Origin of the sequence: Caulobacter sp. Root655, assembly GCF_001427665.1 — a bacterium.
In the GTDB taxonomy this organism is placed as follows: domain Bacteria; phylum Pseudomonadota; class Alphaproteobacteria; order Caulobacterales; family Caulobacteraceae; genus Caulobacter.
Genome location: NZ_LMHC01000027.1, coordinates 147,009 through 164,479, shown reverse-complemented (window position 1 = coordinate 164,479; position 17,471 = coordinate 147,009). Strand labels below are relative to the sequence as shown.

General features: G+C 68.3%; 16 protein-coding genes. 2 read left to right on the top strand and 14 right to left on the bottom strand.

The genetic code is table 11. The features are described from left to right. Positions 1-416: 416 nt before the first annotated feature. Positions 417-1,718 (bottom strand): site-specific integrase, encoded by a 1,302-nt coding sequence (locus ASD79_RS22420; protein WP_056725821.1) that lies wholly within the window; start codon positions 1,716-1,718, stop codon positions 417-419. 201 nt (positions 1,719-1,919) lie between these two features. Beyond that, the gene (locus ASD79_RS22415) at positions 1,920-2,501 is read right to left on the bottom strand and encodes a hypothetical protein (RefSeq protein ID WP_056725820.1); all 582 of its coding nucleotides are present in this window, start codon (positions 2,499-2,501) and stop codon (positions 1,920-1,922) included. Between the two features lie 183 nt (positions 2,502-2,684). Between ASD79_RS22415 and ASD79_RS22410 the strand changes: the two genes are divergently transcribed. Next, positions 2,685-3,467: a hypothetical protein gene (locus ASD79_RS22410; protein WP_156400630.1), complete on the top strand. Its 783-nt coding sequence runs from the start codon at positions 2,685-2,687 to the stop codon at positions 3,465-3,467. 284 nt (positions 3,468-3,751) lie between these two features. Further along, entirely contained in the window at positions 3,752-4,675 is a 924-nt protein-coding gene (locus ASD79_RS22405; RefSeq protein ID WP_056725814.1) for a hypothetical protein, read from the top strand. A gap of 177 nt (positions 4,676-4,852) precedes the next feature. Here ASD79_RS22405 and ASD79_RS22400 read toward each other — a convergent pair whose 3' ends face one another. From ASD79_RS22400 to ASD79_RS22345, 12 genes are all read right to left on the bottom strand, one after another. Continuing rightward, positions 4,853-5,455, bottom strand: a complete 603-nt coding sequence (locus ASD79_RS22400; RefSeq protein ID WP_056725812.1) for a flavin reductase family protein — start codon at positions 5,453-5,455, stop codon at positions 4,853-4,855. 4 nt (positions 5,456-5,459) lie between these two features. Then, positions 5,460-6,554 carry an LLM class flavin-dependent oxidoreductase gene (locus ASD79_RS22395; protein WP_056725810.1) on the bottom strand — a complete coding sequence of 365 codons (1,095 nt, stop codon included), beginning with the start codon at positions 6,552-6,554 and terminating at the stop codon, positions 5,460-5,462. A gap of 92 nt (positions 6,555-6,646) precedes the next feature. Continuing rightward, positions 6,647-7,288, bottom strand: coding sequence for a glutathione S-transferase family protein (locus ASD79_RS22390; protein ID WP_056725808.1), 642 nt, complete (start codon positions 7,286-7,288; stop codon positions 6,647-6,649). Between the two features lie 8 nt (positions 7,289-7,296). After that, entirely contained in the window at positions 7,297-8,889 is a 1,593-nt protein-coding gene (locus ASD79_RS22385) for a rhodanese-like domain-containing protein (protein WP_056725807.1), read from the bottom strand. Continuing rightward, positions 8,886-9,512, bottom strand: coding sequence for a cysteine dioxygenase (locus tag ASD79_RS22380; RefSeq protein WP_056725805.1), 627 nt, complete (start codon positions 9,510-9,512; stop codon positions 8,886-8,888). Before ASD79_RS22380 ends, ASD79_RS22385 begins: the two co-directional genes overlap by 4 nt. A 4-nt stretch (positions 9,513-9,516) precedes the next feature. Beyond that, on the bottom strand, positions 9,517-11,700 hold the full coding sequence (locus ASD79_RS22375) for a TonB-dependent receptor (RefSeq protein ID WP_056725803.1): 2,184 nt from the start codon (positions 11,698-11,700) through the stop codon (positions 9,517-9,519). Positions 11,701-11,823: 123 nt separating this feature from the next. Beyond that, the gene (locus tag ASD79_RS22370; RefSeq protein ID WP_056725800.1) at positions 11,824-12,828 is read right to left on the bottom strand and encodes an ABC transporter substrate-binding protein; all 1,005 of its coding nucleotides are present in this window, start codon (positions 12,826-12,828) and stop codon (positions 11,824-11,826) included. Beyond that, a complete protein-coding gene (locus ASD79_RS22365; protein ID WP_056725797.1) occupies positions 12,828-13,685 on the bottom strand; it encodes a class II aldolase/adducin family protein in 858 nt (285 codons plus the stop codon). Before ASD79_RS22365 ends, ASD79_RS22370 begins: the two co-directional genes overlap by 1 nt. 11 nt (positions 13,686-13,696) lie before the next feature. Continuing rightward, positions 13,697-14,647, bottom strand: a complete 951-nt coding sequence (locus tag ASD79_RS22360; RefSeq protein ID WP_056725793.1) for a D-isomer specific 2-hydroxyacid dehydrogenase family protein — start codon at positions 14,645-14,647, stop codon at positions 13,697-13,699. Further along, a complete protein-coding gene (locus tag ASD79_RS22355; RefSeq protein ID WP_056725790.1) occupies positions 14,644-15,855 on the bottom strand; it encodes an acyl-CoA dehydrogenase family protein in 1,212 nt (403 codons plus the stop codon). The genes ASD79_RS22360 and ASD79_RS22355 overlap by 4 nt, the downstream gene beginning before the upstream one ends. Then, a complete protein-coding gene (locus ASD79_RS22350; RefSeq protein ID WP_056725786.1) occupies positions 15,852-16,706 on the bottom strand; it encodes an ABC transporter ATP-binding protein in 855 nt (284 codons plus the stop codon). The genes ASD79_RS22355 and ASD79_RS22350 overlap by 4 nt, the downstream gene beginning before the upstream one ends. Further along, entirely contained in the window at positions 16,703-17,428 is a 726-nt protein-coding gene (locus ASD79_RS22345; RefSeq protein ID WP_235524559.1) for an ABC transporter permease, read from the bottom strand. The genes ASD79_RS22350 and ASD79_RS22345 overlap by 4 nt, the downstream gene beginning before the upstream one ends. Positions 17,429-17,471 lie beyond the last annotated feature (43 nt).

Sequence of the window (17,471 nt, the reverse complement as noted above, 5' to 3'; positions counted from 1 at the left end):
AGCTGATTTTGCAGCCGTTTTCCGGTTAACGAACGGTTAACGTGATTTGCTCGTGATTTGCTTTTTGTGCGCTTTGCACGCGTGCATCGACAAGTACGACGCACGTACGGAATGATGTACGCATCCGCTTTAAAGCCAACACGCCCTTTCAGCTTTTCACAAGAAAGGGCGTGAAAGCCGCTTTCGACAAGCGCGCTGGCCTGCGCGATCCACAGCGCCCAACTACTACCTAAGTTAGATTCTTAGTTAGACTCTAGTTAAGAGCCCGAATTCCCCAATCACATCAAAGCGCTAAGACCACTTCGTGCGCCTGATATCCCGATACCTCTGCGGGTGATATCCCGATAGCCCTGCGTCTGATCTCCCGAGTGGATTCACAAAGCCTCCCCAGATCAGCGCACCGGCCGGCGACCAGGTCAGGCCGCGTCCGCCCACTGCTCCGTGACGGTGCCCCACTGCTCGAACAGCGCACGCATGCCCTGCCGCTCGTCGTCCATCTGGCGGATCAGGCCGGCGATATGGCCCGACACCTTCTCGGCGGCGGCGATCAGCACGCCGTCGAGATTATGGACGTAGCGGCTGGTCGTGGTTCCGGCCGCGTGCCCCAGGAGCGCGGCGATCGTCGCCTCGGTGAACCCCAGGTCGTTGGCCATGCTGGCGAAGCTGTGACGCAACGCGTGGGGCGTCACATCCTCCAGCTGGAGCCGGACGGTCTTGCCCCAGACCTTGGGCACGCCGTCGAAAGGCTTGCCGGCGACATCGCCCTCGAACACGTAGCCCTTGGCCTTGGCCGGCCGGCGCTGATTGAGCAGGGCGAAGACCTCGGGCCCGATGGGGCGGATCGAGCGCCCTTCCTTGGTGTCGGCCAAGCGGAAGCAGCGCCCCGCCTCATCGACCTCTTCCCATCGCAGTTTCTCGATCTCGCCGCGCCGGCAGCCGGTCAGCGCCAGCACCTTGATGATCGTTAGGGCAGTCTCGTTGTGGCCCTCAGCCTCGGCTTCCCGCAGGATCTCCCCGAAGGTGCGGTATTCGGCTTCGGTGAGCCGGCGCTGGCGCACATTGGACGCCGGCTTGACGATGCCGTGGACCGGGTTGGTCTCCACGATCCCGATGCGAACGGCGTAGGTGTAGAGACCGCCGAGGAGCCCGAGCGTGCGGCCGGCCGTGCCGAGGCCGCCGCGCACGATCGAACGGCCGCGCGGCTTGGTCTTGCGGTCGCGACGTGCTTTGCCCTGGGCGACGTCTCGCATGAACTGGTGGATGTCGGCCCGGGTCACTTCCTTGACCAGCCGCGAGCCCAGCAGCGGCACGATGTGGGCGTCGATGCGGCTGCGGTCGGATTTCAGGGTGGAAGCCTTCTTGGGCATCCGGCGCTTGCCGGGAACCAGGCCGATCTCGGCGTCGGCGAGATAGCGGTCGCACAGTTCGCGCACCGTCAGGCCCTCGCGGTTGGTCTTGCGCTCCTCGGCCGGGTCGCCGCCCTTGGCGATGTCCCCCAGCCTGATCTTGGCCTCCTTGCGGGCCATCTCAGGCGTTAGGGCGCCGTGGATGCCGAGCGTCAGGCGCCGGGTGCGGCGGTTGACACGGTATTGGACCAGATAGGCCTTGCGACCGGACGCGTAGACCCGGACGCCGAAGCCGGGAAGCTCCTCGTCCCAGACGAAGTAGTCGGCGGCCTGGACTTCCAGAGCCTCTATCGTGCGGTTGGAGAGCCTCACCTTTGCCTTCCTTCCTGACCTTTGCCTTCGATTTTCCGGAAGCCCCACGGAAGCATCCGGAAGCAAATCGTGGCGTGTAGCTGCGTAAGATCGCGGAAGTTATAATATCTAAAATACCAGCTATATCAACCACCTGTAGGGAAATCGGCGGCTCTGGCGTGAAATTGGGAAAGGCCCTTTTGCGCGCTCCGAAGGCAAAGGTCACACGTTCGAATCGTGTCGGGTGCGCCACTTCGATTTAGAACTGCGAACTTCGACTAGCACGGAGTGCTCGCCTGCTGAGGCGGCCATGGTGCGAAGCAGTTCAGTTCTACCCCCCATGATCTTGATCTCGGCCGTGGACGGCACCTCCACGCGCTGAGCGACGGACCGCACGTGCGCGCGGCGATACTTGCCGTCCGCGTCCCGTAGGCCGTCCCGCGCGGCGGTCGCCATGCGCTCGATGCTTTCGGGCGTGATCATCGGCCCAAGCTTCTCGATCGCGGCCTCGGCGCGGTCCGCGTCGACCTTGGCTTCCACCTTGATCGCCTCCAACTCCCTGATGCGATCCTTCAGGCCCTCGGCGCCCTGGCCGACGAGCCCGTCCTCGATGGCCGAGTAGAGCCGGGTCAACTTGTTGGCCGCTTCGGCCGATCGCTTGCGCAGCTCTCCGACGTGGGTGCGGCGACGCTCGATCCACTCCTCGCGTCGGTCGAGGACATTGCCCATCAGCATGCAGAGCCGATCGGTCTGGAGGAGCTTGCGCTCCAGATGGCCGACTACGGCGTCGTCCAGCCGGCCCATGGGGATGGTGATGCCAGTGCAGCCGCATCCGGGCCTTGCTCGAGCACGTGTAGTAGCGATACGCCCCGTTCTTGCCGGTCCGCAGGGTCATGGCTCCGCCGCATAGACCGCAGAAGCAGATGCCGCCCAGGAGTTGACAAGACCCAGGCCGTTCGTGTCGCCTCCATGTAGGGGGACGATCCAATGCCTAAGCTGAGCTTTACGGAAGCATGGTCGGTCATCGGCAGCGTAGCGAGCGTCATCGCAATGATTGTCGGTATTGCCACCTTGGAGTGGCCAACAATCAAGGCTTGGATTCGGCGCCGCGTTCGCCCCGGAACAAATCCGTCAGTGCCGACGCCAGTCTTGTCCCGGTCGAGCATCGTGGCCGCTACTAGCGCCACGGTCGGCGTTATCAGTTTGAGCATCGCTGCGGTACTGGCCAAGTATCCGGCGCCAATCGAAAAGGCCGCCCCCGTGACCGTCGTCGCGAGCCCGGTAGAGAAGCCGCAAATCAGCGCGACCCAGAAGCCTTCCGAATTGAGTATCGGAAAAGACCGTCTGCCAGATGAGCCTTCTAAGCTTCAGCCTAAGCCGAAAGTCGAATCCTCCAAAAAGGAGGATCTGGCCGAAGCTCGCAAGGCGACCGAGGAGAAGATCACGAAGACACAGGCAGCCGTCGTACCCAACTACACGTGGGACATCCCGTGGGAGTCGTATCCAAATAGAAGCTGGCTCCAGCGCGAAAAGAGCGACGCGGCTAAATCGGCTGGCATTGCTGGCACGGCCACGGTGAGCTGCATCCTCGCACCCAATGGCCGCATCTGGACCGAATGCAAGATTACCGACGAGATCCCGGCAGGCTACGGATTTGGCGCCACGATGATCAAATTTGTGCAGGCATCGACGCTCAAGGCCGATTACGGGTTCGTGACGCGGGTTGGCTCGAAGCCCTTTCCTCTGACAATGACGTTCCCCATCGAATAGAGGGCCGAAGGGTAATGTTGGGGAGCCGGCCACCAGCACCGCAGTCGGTCTTGTGCCCGCGAGTAAGTTCCACCTTCCGCGTCGATGCCGATTTCCGGTCCCGACGAAACGACATCTAGGCTTCTCGGCCGAAGCTCGCCGTTGGAGCCGCCTTTTGGACGCCGCCTAACTCCGATTTCGGGGTCGGCTTCAACACGTGGTTGCATCTTCGCTTCGGGTTCGCCAGAAAGTCCCGGCTGCGTATCGCGCGCCCGGATCCTTCTCCAGCGAGACATCCTTTCCTCATGAAACGATCAAACCACCTTGTCGCGCTTGGCCTGCTGTGTGCGAGCATCCTGGGCGCGACGGCCGACGTCGCGGCGGAGGAATACAGCCCCTTTCCCCCCGCGGGCGTCTACGACGCCAGTGACAGCGCGTTCGAGCGCCTGTTGACGATCCGCAGGAACGGCGGATTCACGCTGGAGGTGATGCAGAAAGGCAAGCCCGGCAACCTGCGCAGCGGCTCCGGCGAAGGCGTGTTGACGGATGCGCCTGGCGGCTGGCGCTACGGGGAAGGTCGCTGCAGCATGACACTGCGGCGCGCGGCCGGCGGCATGCAGCTGCACGTGGAGGCATGCGCCAGCGACTGGGGCGATGTGCCTTTCGATGGCAAATACGCGCTCCAAGGCGCGGGAGGCGCGGGAGGCGTGGCGTCGCGCGCCGCCACCGCCACAGCCTCCTCCCCGGCGCTCGGCAAGCAGACGGCGACGCCCGCGAATACCGGGCTGCCGTCGCGCAGACAGTTGAACGATACCTGGTCCAGCATCGATGTCGGCAGCGTGGCCGGAAAGGCAGTGATCGTCATGGTCAAGCCGGTCGACTCCGGAACGACCGGCGAGATTCTCGAGCATTTCTCGAAGGCCGCCTTTGTCGTCGACACGACGAGCGACTATCGGACGCTGTCTCCCGCGAACCTGGCCCGGCCGCCGATCGGGCTCGTCGAGATTCCGCTTCCCCCGACCCGTGGCGACCAGGGGCTCGAGTTCGAGGTCGAATGCAGCGATGGGAAGATCGAGGATGTCGTCGTGATCAGTATCGCCAGTCAGGAAAACGCGAAGCCGATGACACGAAGGCGCGCGAGCGCCTGGAGGTTGAACGATCGCCTACAGGCCGTGGAAATCAAACCGGCGAGCAGAGTCAAATGTCCGGTGGCGCAACCGGGCTATTGATCGGGAGGTCGGGCGGCGGCCGCCGCGCTGAATGCCTGTCTGATCCGCCGACTTGTCGTGCGAGTCCGCTGGACGCTCACGGCCCGCCGCCCCGCGATCGGCCGCCGCCGGCGTCGATCTGGACAGCTCGGAGCCGCTGACCGGTGTCGCGGGCCCTGGCGACGTCCCGATCGAGGCTCAGGGTCTGGCGACGGTGCGAAGCCCCCGATCGAAGGCGACCAGCGGGTCGCCGGGGCGGGTGCCCCACTGCCGCGCGGTGACCAGGACGATGGTGTGGCCGCCGGCGTCGATCGCGGCGTCGATGACGCAGACGGCGGAGGTCAGGCCGCCCCACAGCCGGGGCGCGTCGCTCAGGGCCAGGTCCCAGCGGGGGTCGGTGAAGCGCTCGGCCGCACGGGCCGGCGAGGCGAAGCGCAGGGCTTCGTCCTCGTCCCGCGCCGAGAGGATCGCCACCCCGCAGGCCCCTGCCGCCAGCAGGGCGTCGTGGCTGGAGGCCTCCTTGCGGACGCAGAACAGAAAGCGCGGCGGATCGACCGACAGGCCGGTGATCGAACTGACCAGCAAACCGCGCGGGGTCCTCTTTTCGTGGGGGCCATCCCAGCACGAAATGATCGCCACACCACTGGCCAGCCGGGCCAAGGCGTCCTTGAACGTCCCCGGATCGACCGGCGGCGCATGGACGGCATAGGGCGGCTCCGCGCCGGACGAGGCGTCCACTGGCTCGGAGCCCGCTGGCCAGATGGCGTCGCCCAGCCAGCGCGGATCGGCGTCGAAGGCCATCGCCCTAGCCCGCGGCGACGGCTGGCCTGGCGTCGCGCTGGGCCACCAGCTCGCGGACCAGTGGGATCAGGTCGCGGCCATAGGCGATCGCGTCGTCCAGCGGATCGAAGCCGCGGATCAGGAAGGTCGAGACGCCCAGGTCGTAATAGTCGAGCAGGCCCTCGGCCACCTGCTCGGGCGTGCCGACCAGGCCGGTGGAGTTGCCGGCCGCGCCGGTGACGGCGGCGACGCCGGTCCACAGGCGCTTGTCGAGGCGCGAGCCCTGGTTGGCGGCGTCGAGCAGGCGCTGCGAGCCGGCGTTGGGCGGCACGTGGCCGCTGGTCGGCAGGCCGGCCTTCTCGCGCAGGGCCCGGGTCTGGGCGACGATGTCGTCGGCGCGTTTCCAGGCGGCTTCTTCCGTGGCGGCGATCACCGGCCGCAGCGACAGCGAGAACTTCACCTGCCGGCCGTGCTTGGCGGCGGCGTGGCGCACCCGGGCGATGGTCTCGGCGACCTGGGCCTGGGTTTCGCCCCACAGGGCGAAGATGTCGGCGTGTTTGCCGGCCACCGGAATGGCCGCGTCGGACGAACCGCCGAAATAGACCGGGATGTGCGGCTTCTGCAGCGGCTTCACCCCGCCGAACGCCTGCTTCACCTTGTAGTAGACGCCCTCGTAGTCGAACGGCTTGTCGCTGATCCACTCCTGGCGGACGATGTCGAGATATTCGCTGGTGCGGGCGTAGCGCTCGTCCTTGGTCAGGTGGTCGCCGTCCTTGGCCAGTTCGTCGTCCGAGCCGCCGGTGATGATGTGCACGGCGACGCGGCCACCGGTGAACTGGTCCAGGGTGGCCAGCTGCCGGGCGGCGACGGTCGGGGCGGTGAAGCCGGGACGGTGGGCGATCATGAAGCCCAGGCGCTGGGTCACCGAGGCGGCGTGGGCGACGACCAGCTGGCTTTCCGGCGAGGTCGAGCCGAAGGCGACCAGGGCGCGGTCGAAACCGCCCTCGTCATGAGCCCGGGCGACACGCTCGACATAGTCGCGGTCGATGACCGGGCCGCTGGGCGGATGGATCTCGGATTGATGCTGGGTGCCGATATAGCCGATGAATTCGACAGACATGACGGTCTCCGATCGTGGGTTGAAGGAAACTCTAGGGACGGGGTGGGGCTAGAAAAGCGAGGCTTTCTCAAGGGTTTGATCAGGGCGGCTCATCAGGCGGCCACCTTGGCCAAGGCCTCCCGGCGCAGAGCGCGCTTGACCGAGGGTCGAGCCAGGGCCCGGGCCGCCTTGGCGCTCCAGGCGGGATAGCCGGCGGTGTCGATCGCTCGCCGCTCGGCCCAGCGCCAGATCACCAGGGCGTAGGCGTCGACGGCGCTGAAGCTCTCGCCCAGCAGCCACGGACCTGGGCCCTGGGCCAGGCGCTCGATATCCGACAGGGTGCGGTGGAAACGGGCCTCGCCGGGCGTGGCCAGAGCGGCCTTGACGCCGTCGTCGTCGGCGAAGCGTTCCGGACGGGCGATCTGCGAGAAGGCCACGTGCACGGTGCTGGCGAACCAGCTCATCACCTCGTAGGCGTGGGCCAGCCTCAGCGGGTCGGCCAGGGGCAGCAGCTCGCTGTGCGGATAGGCCTGGGCCAGGTAGGTCAGGATCGCCAGGACCTCGGTGACCGGTTCGCCGTCGACCGCCAGGGTCGGCACCCGGCCGCGCGGATTGACCCGCAGATAGTCCGGCTTGCGCTGGTCGCCGGCCGCCAGGTCGACGTGATGGGTCTCGTAGGGAACGCCCAGTTCCTCCAGGGCGATCAGCGGCGCGAAGGCGGAGGATCCGGGGGCGAAATAGAGCTTGAGCGACATGACCGGCCTCAGATGACGAAGAAGCCGTGCGAGCCGTCACGGGCCAGCTGGTCGACCAGGCCATATTCCCAGTCGAGATAGGCCTGCATGGCCTCGGCGGCGTTGTCCGTGCCCTCGTAGGGGCGCTTGTAGACGTCCTCCGGATCGGAGGCGGCGCGCACCAGGCCGGTGTCGAGCCTCCGACCGCTGGCGGCCCAGGCCTCGGCGCCGCCGTCCAGCACCCGCACCGCGTGGTCGGAGATCTCCTCGACCTCGGCCGCCGCCAGCCGGGCCAGGCGGCCGTCGGGCGAGGTCAGGACGATCGGCAGGCCCTCGGGGATGCGCTCGAAGGCCTCGGCCAGGCGGGCGCGGATCGTGAACCAGGCGCCGGGAACGTGGCCCTTGCGGTGCAGGGGGCTGGGCGCGAGGTCCAGCACCACCACGCCGGCGTCGGCCTCCCCACGATTTCCCAGGGCCACGGCCAGGTCGGCGGGACTGATGGTCTCGACGGTCGGGATCGCCGGCGCGGCGGCCCGCCAGGGGCCGGCCTCCAGCTCGCCGTCGAAGCCGCCGTCCAGCACATAGACGTCCCAGCCCAGTTGGGCCAGCCAGGAGGCGCTCATGTCGGCGCGCGGGCCCAGGTCGTCGGCCAGGACGACGCGGCCGCCGCGCACCGGGGCGAAGACGTCGGTCTCCTGCACCAGCTGGCCGCCCGGCGCGGAGCGGAAGCCGGGCAGATGGCCGGCGGCGTATTCCTCCGGCGTGCGGACGTCGAAGCGGTAGAGGGTGCGCTTGCGGTCGGTGGCGAGATCCGCCAGCCCCTCGGCGTCGATGCGGCGCACCCCGGCCCGGTAGGCGACGTCGCGGGCCTTGGCCCGGGCCTCGGCCAAGGTCTGGTCGGAGACGGCGGGGAAACGGCGGCCCTGGCCGTGCTCCAGGCTCTGCTGGGCCAGGGTCCAACCGATGGTGCCGTTGCGCAGGGCGAAGACCGGGTTGGGGAGGCCGGCGTTCACGAGGGATTGCGCGCCGATCAGGCTGCGGGTCCGTCCCGCGCAGTTGACGATGATGGTGGTGGCCGGGTCGGGCGCGATCTCCCGGACCCGTAGGACCAGCTCGGCGCCTGGCGTGCTGATCCCGCCCGGGATGCTCATGGTGGCGTATTCCTCGAACCGCCGGCTGTCGAGAATCACGTGGTTGGCCTTGGCGTCGATCAGCTTCTGGACGTCCGGGGCCGGCAGGGACGGCGTGTGACGCCGCGCCTCGACCAGTTCGCCGAACGCCTTGCTGTAGGAATTGACGTCCTGGAACAGCTCGTAGCCGGCTTTTCGCCACCCCTCGAGCCCGCCTTCCAGCGCCCGCACCTGGGTGTAGCCCAGCGCCGCCAGCCGCTTGCCGGCCGGCGAGACCAGGCCTTCGCCGTTGTCGTAGAGGACGATCTTGACGTCCTTGCGCGGGACCCGGTCGAGGATCTCCAGCTCCAGCCGGCTGAGCGGCAGTTGCGAGGCGAACAGCGGATGAGCCCGGGCGAACGGGTCCTCCTCGCGCAGGTCGAGCAGGGCGATCTCGCGGCGGGCGATCCAGTCCTGACGGACTTCGCGCGGGGTGACGGTCAGCAGGGTCATGAGCTTGCCTCGGCGAGCACGGGTTTGGAGCGGTCCCAGAGGTTGGGCAGGGTGGTGTTGGCGTAACCGGAGACGAACCGCTTGGACTTGCCGTCGCGGTCGTAGGTCGATCGCTCCACGGCGCCGATATTGGCCCCGTAGACGTGGATGCTGATCGAGACCCGGTCGTCGAAGGCGTTGGTCACCTGGTGGACGTCGCCGACCGTCGGCGAGACGGCCTCGACCTCGCCGCGCTCCAGGCGGTGGACCGGGCCGACCGCCGCCAAGCTCCCGCCCCGACGCTCGAAGCGTTGCGACAGCTCGGCCCCGCGCAGCACCCCGACCAGGCCCCAGACGGTGTGATCGTGGACGGGCGTCGCCTGGCCTGGGCCCCAGACAAAGCTGACGACGCTGAACCGCTCGCGGCTGTCGCAATGCAGCAGGTACTGTTGGTAGCGCTCAGGGTCGGGCTGGGCGTAGGCGTCCGGCAGCCAGTCGTCGCGGGCGATCAGCCCCGCCAGCAACCGCCCGCCCTCGGCGAGGATCAAGTCCTCGTCCGTGGTCTGGTCGACCAGGACTCCCAGGGCGCCGACGAAGTCGGCCAGCCTGAGAAGATTGGGGCGGTGAAGACGGGGCAGGGTCATCGGATCACAGCGCGTATTTGAGGGTGACCAGAACCGTCCGGGGGTCCGGGAAGTTCTGGATGTAGACGCCGGTCGCGGGGGTGTAGGTGGCGCTCACCGGCTTGTCGGAATCCAGCAGGTTGCGGCCCGACAGCACCACGCTCCAGCGCGGGTCCGGCGTCAGCCAGGTCACCGTGCCGTTGACGAAGGTCTGGGCGGGAGCCTGGTCCTGCGGCCGTTGCAGGGCGTTGAAATAGGTCTTGGTCTGGTACTGAGCGTTCACGCCGACCCGGATCGAGCCGGGGATCTCGACGGGCACGTCGTAGGTCAGGCCGCCCGACAGGCTCCAGCGTGGCGAGTTCAGCAGCCGGTGGCCGTCGGCGTCGACGCCGATCCCGCCGGCGTTCTTGTACTTGTCGTAGACCGCGAACAGGTAGCCGGCCGAGGCCTGCAGCGACAGACGCTCGGTGGCCCGCACGTCGCTTTCCAGCTCGACGCCGTAGGTGTGGGCCTTGCCGGCGTTGGCGCGCACCGAATTGCCCGGATAGGCCGGGTCGCTGTAGCTGACCTGTAGGTCCTTGTAGTCGTTGTAGAACACCGCGAGGTTGACCCGGGCCCGGTGGTCCAGCAGCTCGGTCTTCAGGCCGGTCTCGTAGGTGTCGACGTTCTCCGGCGCGAACGGCCGGGTCGCCAGGTCCAGCCGCGTGGCGCGATTGTCGAAGCCGCCCGACTTGAAGCCCTTCGACCAGGTCACGTACTGCAGGACGTCCGGCGTCCACTGGACCTGGGCCGACAGCTTGGGGGTGATCGACGAGAAGATCTTGTCGGCCTGGCCGGCGATCGACTGGCCGACCACCTGGCCCGCCAGGTTCAGCACCTTGTTGTCGAAGACGAAGTCCTTCTTCTCGTTGGTCCAGCGCAGGCCGCCGGTGACGCTGAAGCGGTCGCTGAGCGCATAGGTCGCCTCGCCGAACAGGGCGTAGGCGTCGGTGTTGGTGATGTTGTGGGCGCGGGCGAAGCCGTAACTTCCAGGGGCCGTAACAGGATCGCTCGGCAGCGCGTTTCGGCGGCTGTAACCGTCGCGCTGAACGAAGAACCGCTCGTGCAGATAGAAGGCGCCGCTGGTGAAGGTCAGCCGGCCGTAGTCGCCGTTCAGCTGGACTTCCTGGGTCACGTACTGGTCGTTGTAGTGGATCAGGTTCTTCTGAATCAGCGCCGCCACGCCGTCGTTGTCATAGGCGACGGGATTGAGGTTGAAGCCGCCGTACGAGCTCACTGACTTGAGCTTCAGATTGTCGTTCAGCGTGTACCGCACCCGCAGGGCGCCGCTGATCTGGTCGAGGTCCTGAACCGGCTCGACCTCGGAATAGGAACGGTCCGTGCGGTGCTCGCCATTCGGCTGGTTGACCGGGACATAGCTGCGGGTGTCGCTGCGATCCCTCAGGGCGTTGACCGTCAGCAGCACGTCCAGCCGGTCGGTCGGGGTCCAGCGCAGCTTGGCGCGCCAGGCGTCCAGGTCGATGCGGTTGACGTCGTGGTTCAAGGTCGGGTCGAAGGTGACGCCGTCGCGCTCGTGATGGATGTACGACAGGCTGCCGGCCAGCTTGCCCTCGACCAGCGGCCCCTCGATCAGGGCGCGCACGTCGACCGCGTCGTAATTGCCCAGGCCCACCTCGGCCTTGGCGCGGAACGCCTCGCCCGGGTCGCGGGTGATGATCCGCAGGGCGCCGGCGCTGGAGTTGCGGCCATACAGCGTGCCCTGCGGGCCACGCAGCACCTCGATGCGCTCCAGGTCGTTGAACTCGACCATCGAGCCGATCTGGCGCGGGATGTAGACGTCGTCGACATAGACCGCCAGCACCGGCTCCTGGATCGGATCGGCCTCGCCCACGCCGCGCAGGGCGTAGGTCTGGGTGGTGTGGCTGATGGTGACGCGGCTGATGCTGAAATTGGGGATCTGGCCAGACAGGTCGCGAATGCTGTCGATCTTGCGGTCGGCCAGCAGCTTCTCGCTAAACGCCGAGATGGCGATGGCGGTCTTCTGCAGGTCGGTGACCCGGCGCTCGGCGGTGACCACCACCTGCTCGACGGCCGGGGCGGCGGTGTCGGCTTCGCCCGACGTCGACGGCGCCTCGGCATGGGCCGCGCCAGCCAACGCCAGGGCGGAAACCCCGGAAAGCCAGTAAAGAGAAACAAAGCGTCGCGACATGATTATCCCCGTTCTTGTTGTTGGGGATATGTCGTGCTTTCAAGCATAGTCTCAATGCACATTAAATCTAACGACGTGCAGGATAACTCATATCGAGATCTGAAATATGAGCTATGAATATTTCTAGCCATCGCGAAGCGCGCTGTTCAGACGATCGTCCCAAAGGGGTCTGACATCGACCTTGCCAGGGATCAGGCCGGCGACCGCGAAAGTGTCGGCGACGCCTTGCTGCGAAGCGATGGCGGCGTCGCTGACCTTCAGCAGCCGGGTCGGGCCGCTGCGCTCCTGAAATTCGCGCAGATAGAGCGCCGCGGGCACGCCGGTTGCGGCGGCGCGGGCCTGGGCCCAGCGCGCGCCGTCCGCATTCACCCAATCGGTGACCTTGGCGTAGCGGCCCAGATAGTCGCCCAGGGCCTGGCGCTTGAGCTCGTCGTCCAGCGCCGACTTGGCGGCGGCGATCAAATAGTTGCCCGACAATATGCCCAGAGCCGTGCGCAGCACTCGCGCTCCGGCTTGGCGGGCCTGCTGGACGATGACGCCGTAGATCACCCAGGCGTCGATCGCCCCGCTGGAGAACGCCGCCAACCCATCCTGGGGCGACAAGGCGACGGGCTTGATGTCGGCCCAGGTCAGCCCGGCCTCGGCCAGCAGCCGCAGCAGGATGTAGTGCGAGGTGGTGGCCTTCACATAGCCGATGCGCTTGCCCTTCAGGTCGGCGAAGCTCTTGGCCGCGCTGTCCTTGGGGACCAGCACGACCTGGTTGTTCACGTCGCCCTGCAGCACCGCGACGATCCGGACCTGGTTGCCCGGCGCGCCGGCCACGAAGATCGGCGGGATCTCGCTCATGCCGCCGACGTCCAACGCCCCGGCGTTGATCGCCTCGGCGATCAGGTTGCCGCCGACGAACTCCGACTTGGCCAGCTTGTAGGGCGTGTCGGCCACGCCGGCCGCCTGGAAGAAGGTCTCCAGATTGCCGCGATAGGTGGCCGCGCGCAGCGTCAGGTCGCTGAGCGCCCTGGGTCCGGCGGGCTTGGCGGGGGAGCAGGCGGCGAGCGCCGAGAAGCCGGCGACGGCCAAGCCAGCGACGGGGAGGCCGCCCGCCAGCAGATGACGACGGGAAAGGATCATCAGTCGAACAGGTCCGGCTCTTCTTCGGTGATCACCTCCCAATAGGGCTGGAAGGCCCAGAAGCCGCCAGCCTCGCCGCCCACCTGGCTGGCCGTATGCGCGGCGACCTCGGGCGGCATCGGCTTGGTCGGACCGGCCGCCTCGGCCAGCAGCTGGGTCTGGCAGGCGTTCTCCAGCGCCAGGTAACGCCAGACGGCGGCCTCCACCGACTGGCCGACGGTCAGGATGCCGTGGTTCTGCAGGATCACCGCCTTCTTCGAACCCAGGGCCTTGGCGATCTTCTGGCCCTCGCTGGTGTCGAGCACCACGCCCGAGAACTCCTCGAACAGGGCGTGGTCGCCGTAGAAGGCCGCCGAGTCCTGGGTCAGGGGGTCCAGCAGCCGGCCCAGCGCCGACCAGGCCTTGCCGTACAGTGAGTGCGAATGGGCGGCGGCCACCACGTCGGGCCGGGCCTCGTGCAACTGGGAATGGATGGCGAAGGCGGCGCGGTTCAGACGGGCCGGAACCCTGGCCGGCGGCTCGACGATCTCGCCGGCGTGGCTGACCAGCATCAGGTCCGAGACCTTGATGCGCGAGAAGTGCACGCCGAACGGATTGACCCAGAAATGGTCGGTCAGTTCCGGGTCGCGGGCGGTGATGTGGCCCGCCCCGCCCATGTCGAAGCCGTGGCGGCCGAACAATCGGTACGAGGCCGCCAGGCGCTGCTTGCGATAGAGCCGCTCCTGTTCGTGGGTCGGCTGGACGGGCAGCACCTTGGCGCCAAACTCCGGCAGCACGGTCTCGATCTTGGCGGGGTGCGGACCCTGGGTCGTGAAGGCGCCCTCTGTGAAGGCTTTGGCGGGGCTGATGGCGGTCATTGGGATGTCCTTCAGTAGCCGCGCGACAGGTCGACGACGTCGGCCAGGGGCGCGCCGGACCGGAACCGGGCCAGGTTCTCGGCGAAGCGGGTCGCCAGGTTGATGCGGGTGTCGGGAGTGTGGACCGAGGTGTGCGGCGACAGCCGGACCTTGGGATGGCTATAATAGGGGTGGCCCTCGGTCAGCGGCTCCGGGTGAGTGACGTCGAGACTGGCGCGGGCCACGCGGCCGTCGTCCAGCGCCGCCAGCAAGGCGTCGTCGTCGATCAGCGCCCCGCGGGCGACGTTGATCAGGTGCAGGCCGGGCTTGGCGGCGGCCAGCACCTCGCGGCCGATCATCTGGCGGGTCTCGGGCGTGGCCGGGGCCGCCAGCACCACGTGGTCGCTGCGGGCGAACAGGGTCGCCAGGTCGGCGACCCGCTCGACGCCCGGGGTCGGGATCGGCTTGTCGGAGCGGCGGGTGGCGATGACGTTGAGGCCCAGGGCCTGGGCGCGCGGGGCCAGGGCCTCGCCGATCGCCCCGAACCCGACCAGGCCCAGGGTCGTGCCGGCGATCAGCTTCAACGGCTGGGGCGCCCAGCGCTCGGCCTTGTCGATCCAGATTTCCGGCAGGCGCTTGGCTTCGGAAAGGATCGCCGCCAGGGCGAACTCGGCCAGGGCCACGGCCGAGGAGCCGCGCGCCGAAGTGACGACCGGGCCGTCGAACAGCCAGTCGGGATAGAAGTCGATGCCGACCGAGACCAGCTGCACCCACTGGACGTCGTAGGGCCAGCCGGCCGGCGCCTTGGCGGGCAGCACCCCGCCCGCCTTGCGGAACGGCGCGGCGACCAGGACCTTGGCGTCGTCGGGCAAGGGCGTCGTCAGGCCCGGCGGCACGGCGATGATCTCGGCGTCGCCGACATGCTGGGCGAAGACGCTGTTGAACAGTTCGGGAAGCTGGCTGGCGACGACCAGGCGGCTCATCTGCCGGCCCCGATCTCGCTTGCATAAGCCGCGAACGCCGCCTTGCCGGCGCTGCTCAGCACCACGTCGGACTGCGGCGTGTGGACCCGGCCGCACAGCACGTCGCGGTGATGGCGCTCCAGCGGGTTGTGACGGGTCAGGCCGGGATTGCCGGTCAGTTTCAGGGCCTTCTCGACCACGCTGATGGCATTCTCGGTGACCAGCTGCTTGACCAGGCCCGCCTCGACCCCGCCCACCTCGCCGCGCGCGGCCGTGTCGAGCAGGACGCGGTTGGACAGCAGCAGGCCGTCGATGTCGCCGACCGCCTCCTGGAAACGGGGCAGGGTCGACAGCGCCGCGCCCAGGTTGGCCGGCTTGCGGTTCGACAGGAACTCGACCAGCCAATCGCGGGCGGCGCGGGCCACGGCGTCGTAGATCGCCGAGGTCAGCACCGCCGACCAGGCGGCGAAACTGGCCGGATAGGGCGGTGGCGCGCCGACCGGTTGCGGGTCCAGGGCGTGGTCGAGCGGGACCAGCACGTCTTCGAAGACCACGTCGTGGCTGGCGCTGGCCCGCAGACCCAGATGGTCCCAGCTTTCCTCGATGACCACGCCGGGGGTGTCGGCCCGCACCAGCCAGCCGCCGACCAGCGGCCCACCTTGATCTGGTCCGTCGTCGGAGCGGGCCCAGACCACGAACCAGGTCAGGGCGGTGGAGCCGGTGGAGTAGATCTTGCGGCCGCTGATCCGCCAGCCTTCCGGCGTGCGGCGGGCGACCGTGCTCGGCAGGCCGCCGCGGGCCGGCGTGCCCAGGTCGGGCTCGACCCGCAGGGCGTTGATCAGGGCTCCCTGGTCGATGGCCTCGCTGATCACCCGCGACTTGAGGTGCTCGGGCCAGCCGGAACGGCCCTCCACCGAGGCGTGGAACAGGTACTGCATGACCAGGACCAGCGCCGTGGCCGGCTCGCCCCGGGCGACGGCCGAGACCACCTTCAGGGCGGTCGGCAGGTCGGCCTCCAGCCCGCCCAGCCGGCGGGGCGCGGTCAGGGCCAGCAGGTTGGCCTCGCGCAGGACCTCGAAATTGGCGAACGGGAAACTGGCCTCGCGGTCGTGCTGGCCGGCGGTGGCGGCGAAGGCGGCGGTCAGGCGCGGCAGGATCGCGTCGAGGTCGGGCAGCAGAGGCGCCGAGGGTTGGGGCGCCGGCTCCAGGCGCAGGGCGGCGGCGGTCACAGCACCACCTCGCCGGTCGGGAAGGCGACCAGAGCCCGCTCCACCGGCGCGGGTTGCGGCGCGGGCGCATCGACGCCCAGATGCGCCAGCAAGCGACGGCGGAGGGCGTGGAATCGGGCGTCGGGCTGGCGCGGGCGCTCGAGGGCGATCCGCTCCTCGGCGGCGATCTTGCCCCGGTCGAGCACCAGCACCCGGTCGGCCAGGGCGATGGCCTCGTCGACGTCGTGGGTGACCAGCAGCACGGCCGGCCGGTGTTCGCGCCACAGCGTCAGCACCAGGTCGTGCATCTTCAACCGGGTCAGGGCGTCGACGGCCGCGAACGGCTCGTCCAGCAGCAGCAGGGCCGGCTCGCGGACCAGGGCCCGGGCCAGGGCTGTGCGCTGGGCCTCGCCGCCGGACAGGGTGGAGGGCCAGGCGTCGAGGCGATGGCCCAGGCCCACCTCCTCCAACGCCGCCTCGGCGCGGGCCCGGACATCCCCCTCTTTCTTGGGCCCCTCTTTCCCAGAGTTGTCCTTCAGGCCCAGCGCGACGTTGCGCCAGACCTTCTTCCACGGCAGCAGGCGGGCGTCCTGGAACACCACGGCGCGGGCGGCGGGCGTGGTGACGTCCTGGCCGGCGGCGGAGTCCAGGCCCGCCAGGGTGCGCAACAGGGTGGTCTTGCCCGAACCGCTGGCCCCCAGCAGGGCGACGAACTCGCCCGGTGCGATGGTCAGGTCCAGGTCGTCGATCACCACGTTGTCGCCGAACCGGCGGGTGAAGCCGTTCAGCCGGACGGTGGGGGTTTCGGACGCCGACGCTTCGGACGAGGCGACGAAGGCCCGGTTGCGGACACGGGGCTGGGCCATGGTCATTGCTCCACGAGGCTGGGTCGCCACGCCAGCGCCTTGCGCTCCAGCGTGCGAACGAGGGCGTCGGCGGCGAGGCCGAGCAGAGCGTAGACGAGCAGGCAGACGACGATGATGTCGGTGCGCATGAAGTCGCGGGCGTTGTTGATCAGGTGACCCAGGCCCGCCTGGGCGTTGATCTGCTCGGCGATGACCAGCATGATCACGCTGATGCTCAGCGCGTAGCGCAGGCCGACGAAGAACGATGGCAGGGCCCCGGGCAGGATGACGTTCAGGATCAGTTCGCGACCGCGCAGGCCGAAACTGCGGGCGGCCTCAACCAACCGCACGTCGACGCCGCGGATGCCGGCGAACAGGTTCAGATAGAGCGGGAACACCGCCGCCGTGGCGATCAGGGCGATCTTCGGCGTCTCGCCGATGCCGAACCAGACGATGAACAGCGGGGTCAGGGCGACGACGGGCAAGGTGCGCTTGATCTGCATCAGCGGGTCGACCAGCGTCTCGCCCCAGCGCGACAGGCCCGAGACCAGGCCCAGGGTCACGGCGACGACCAGGGCGATGGAAAGCCCGGTCGCCGCCCGTCCCAGCGAGATCGCCAGGTTTCCCGGAAGCTCGCCCGACAGGATCATCGACCAGAAGGTTTCGGCCACCGTCGAGGGCGCCGCCAGGATGCGCTCAGGGATCACGCCAAGTCGCGAGCCCAGCTCCCAGAGCAGCAGCAGCGCCACCGGCGACAGCCATCGCGCGCTCGACCAGCGTGGCCAACGCCAT

Excerpts from the sequence above, each read along its gene's own strand:
- ASD79_RS22360 (WP_056725793.1), bottom strand. The coding sequence starts at position 14,647 with ATGAGCCGCCTGGTCGTCGCCAGCCAGCTTCCCGAACTGTTCAACAGC.
- ASD79_RS22405 (WP_056725814.1), top strand. The coding sequence starts at position 3,752 with ATGAAACGATCAAACCACCTTGTCGCGCTTGGCCTGCTGTGTGCGAGC.
- ASD79_RS22395 (WP_056725810.1), bottom strand. The coding sequence starts at position 6,554 with ATGTCTGTCGAATTCATCGGCTATATCGGCACCCAGCATCAATCCGAG.
- ASD79_RS22370 (WP_056725800.1), bottom strand. The coding sequence starts at position 12,828 with ATGATCCTTTCCCGTCGTCATCTGCTGGCGGGCGGCCTCCCCGTCGCT.
- ASD79_RS22415 (WP_056725820.1), bottom strand. The coding sequence starts at position 2,501 with ATGGGCCGGCTGGACGACGCCGTAGTCGGCCATCTGGAGCGCAAGCTC.
- ASD79_RS22380 (WP_056725805.1), bottom strand. The coding sequence starts at position 9,512 with ATGACCCTGCCCCGTCTTCACCGCCCCAATCTTCTCAGGCTGGCCGAC.
- ASD79_RS22390 (WP_056725808.1), bottom strand. The coding sequence starts at position 7,288 with ATGTCGCTCAAGCTCTATTTCGCCCCCGGATCCTCCGCCTTCGCGCCG.
- ASD79_RS22410 (WP_156400630.1), top strand. The coding sequence starts at position 2,685 with ATGCCTAAGCTGAGCTTTACGGAAGCATGGTCGGTCATCGGCAGCGTA.
- ASD79_RS22365 (WP_056725797.1), bottom strand. The coding sequence starts at position 13,685 with ATGACCGCCATCAGCCCCGCCAAAGCCTTCACAGAGGGCGCCTTCACG.
- ASD79_RS22350 (WP_056725786.1), bottom strand. The coding sequence starts at position 16,706 with ATGACCATGGCCCAGCCCCGTGTCCGCAACCGGGCCTTCGTCGCCTCG.
- ASD79_RS22375 (WP_056725803.1), bottom strand. The coding sequence starts at position 11,700 with ATGTCGCGACGCTTTGTTTCTCTTTACTGGCTTTCCGGGGTTTCCGCC.
- ASD79_RS22385 (WP_056725807.1), bottom strand. The coding sequence starts at position 8,889 with ATGACCCTGCTGACCGTCACCCCGCGCGAAGTCCGTCAGGACTGGATC.
- ASD79_RS22400 (WP_056725812.1), bottom strand. The coding sequence starts at position 5,455 with ATGGCCTTCGACGCCGATCCGCGCTGGCTGGGCGACGCCATCTGGCCA.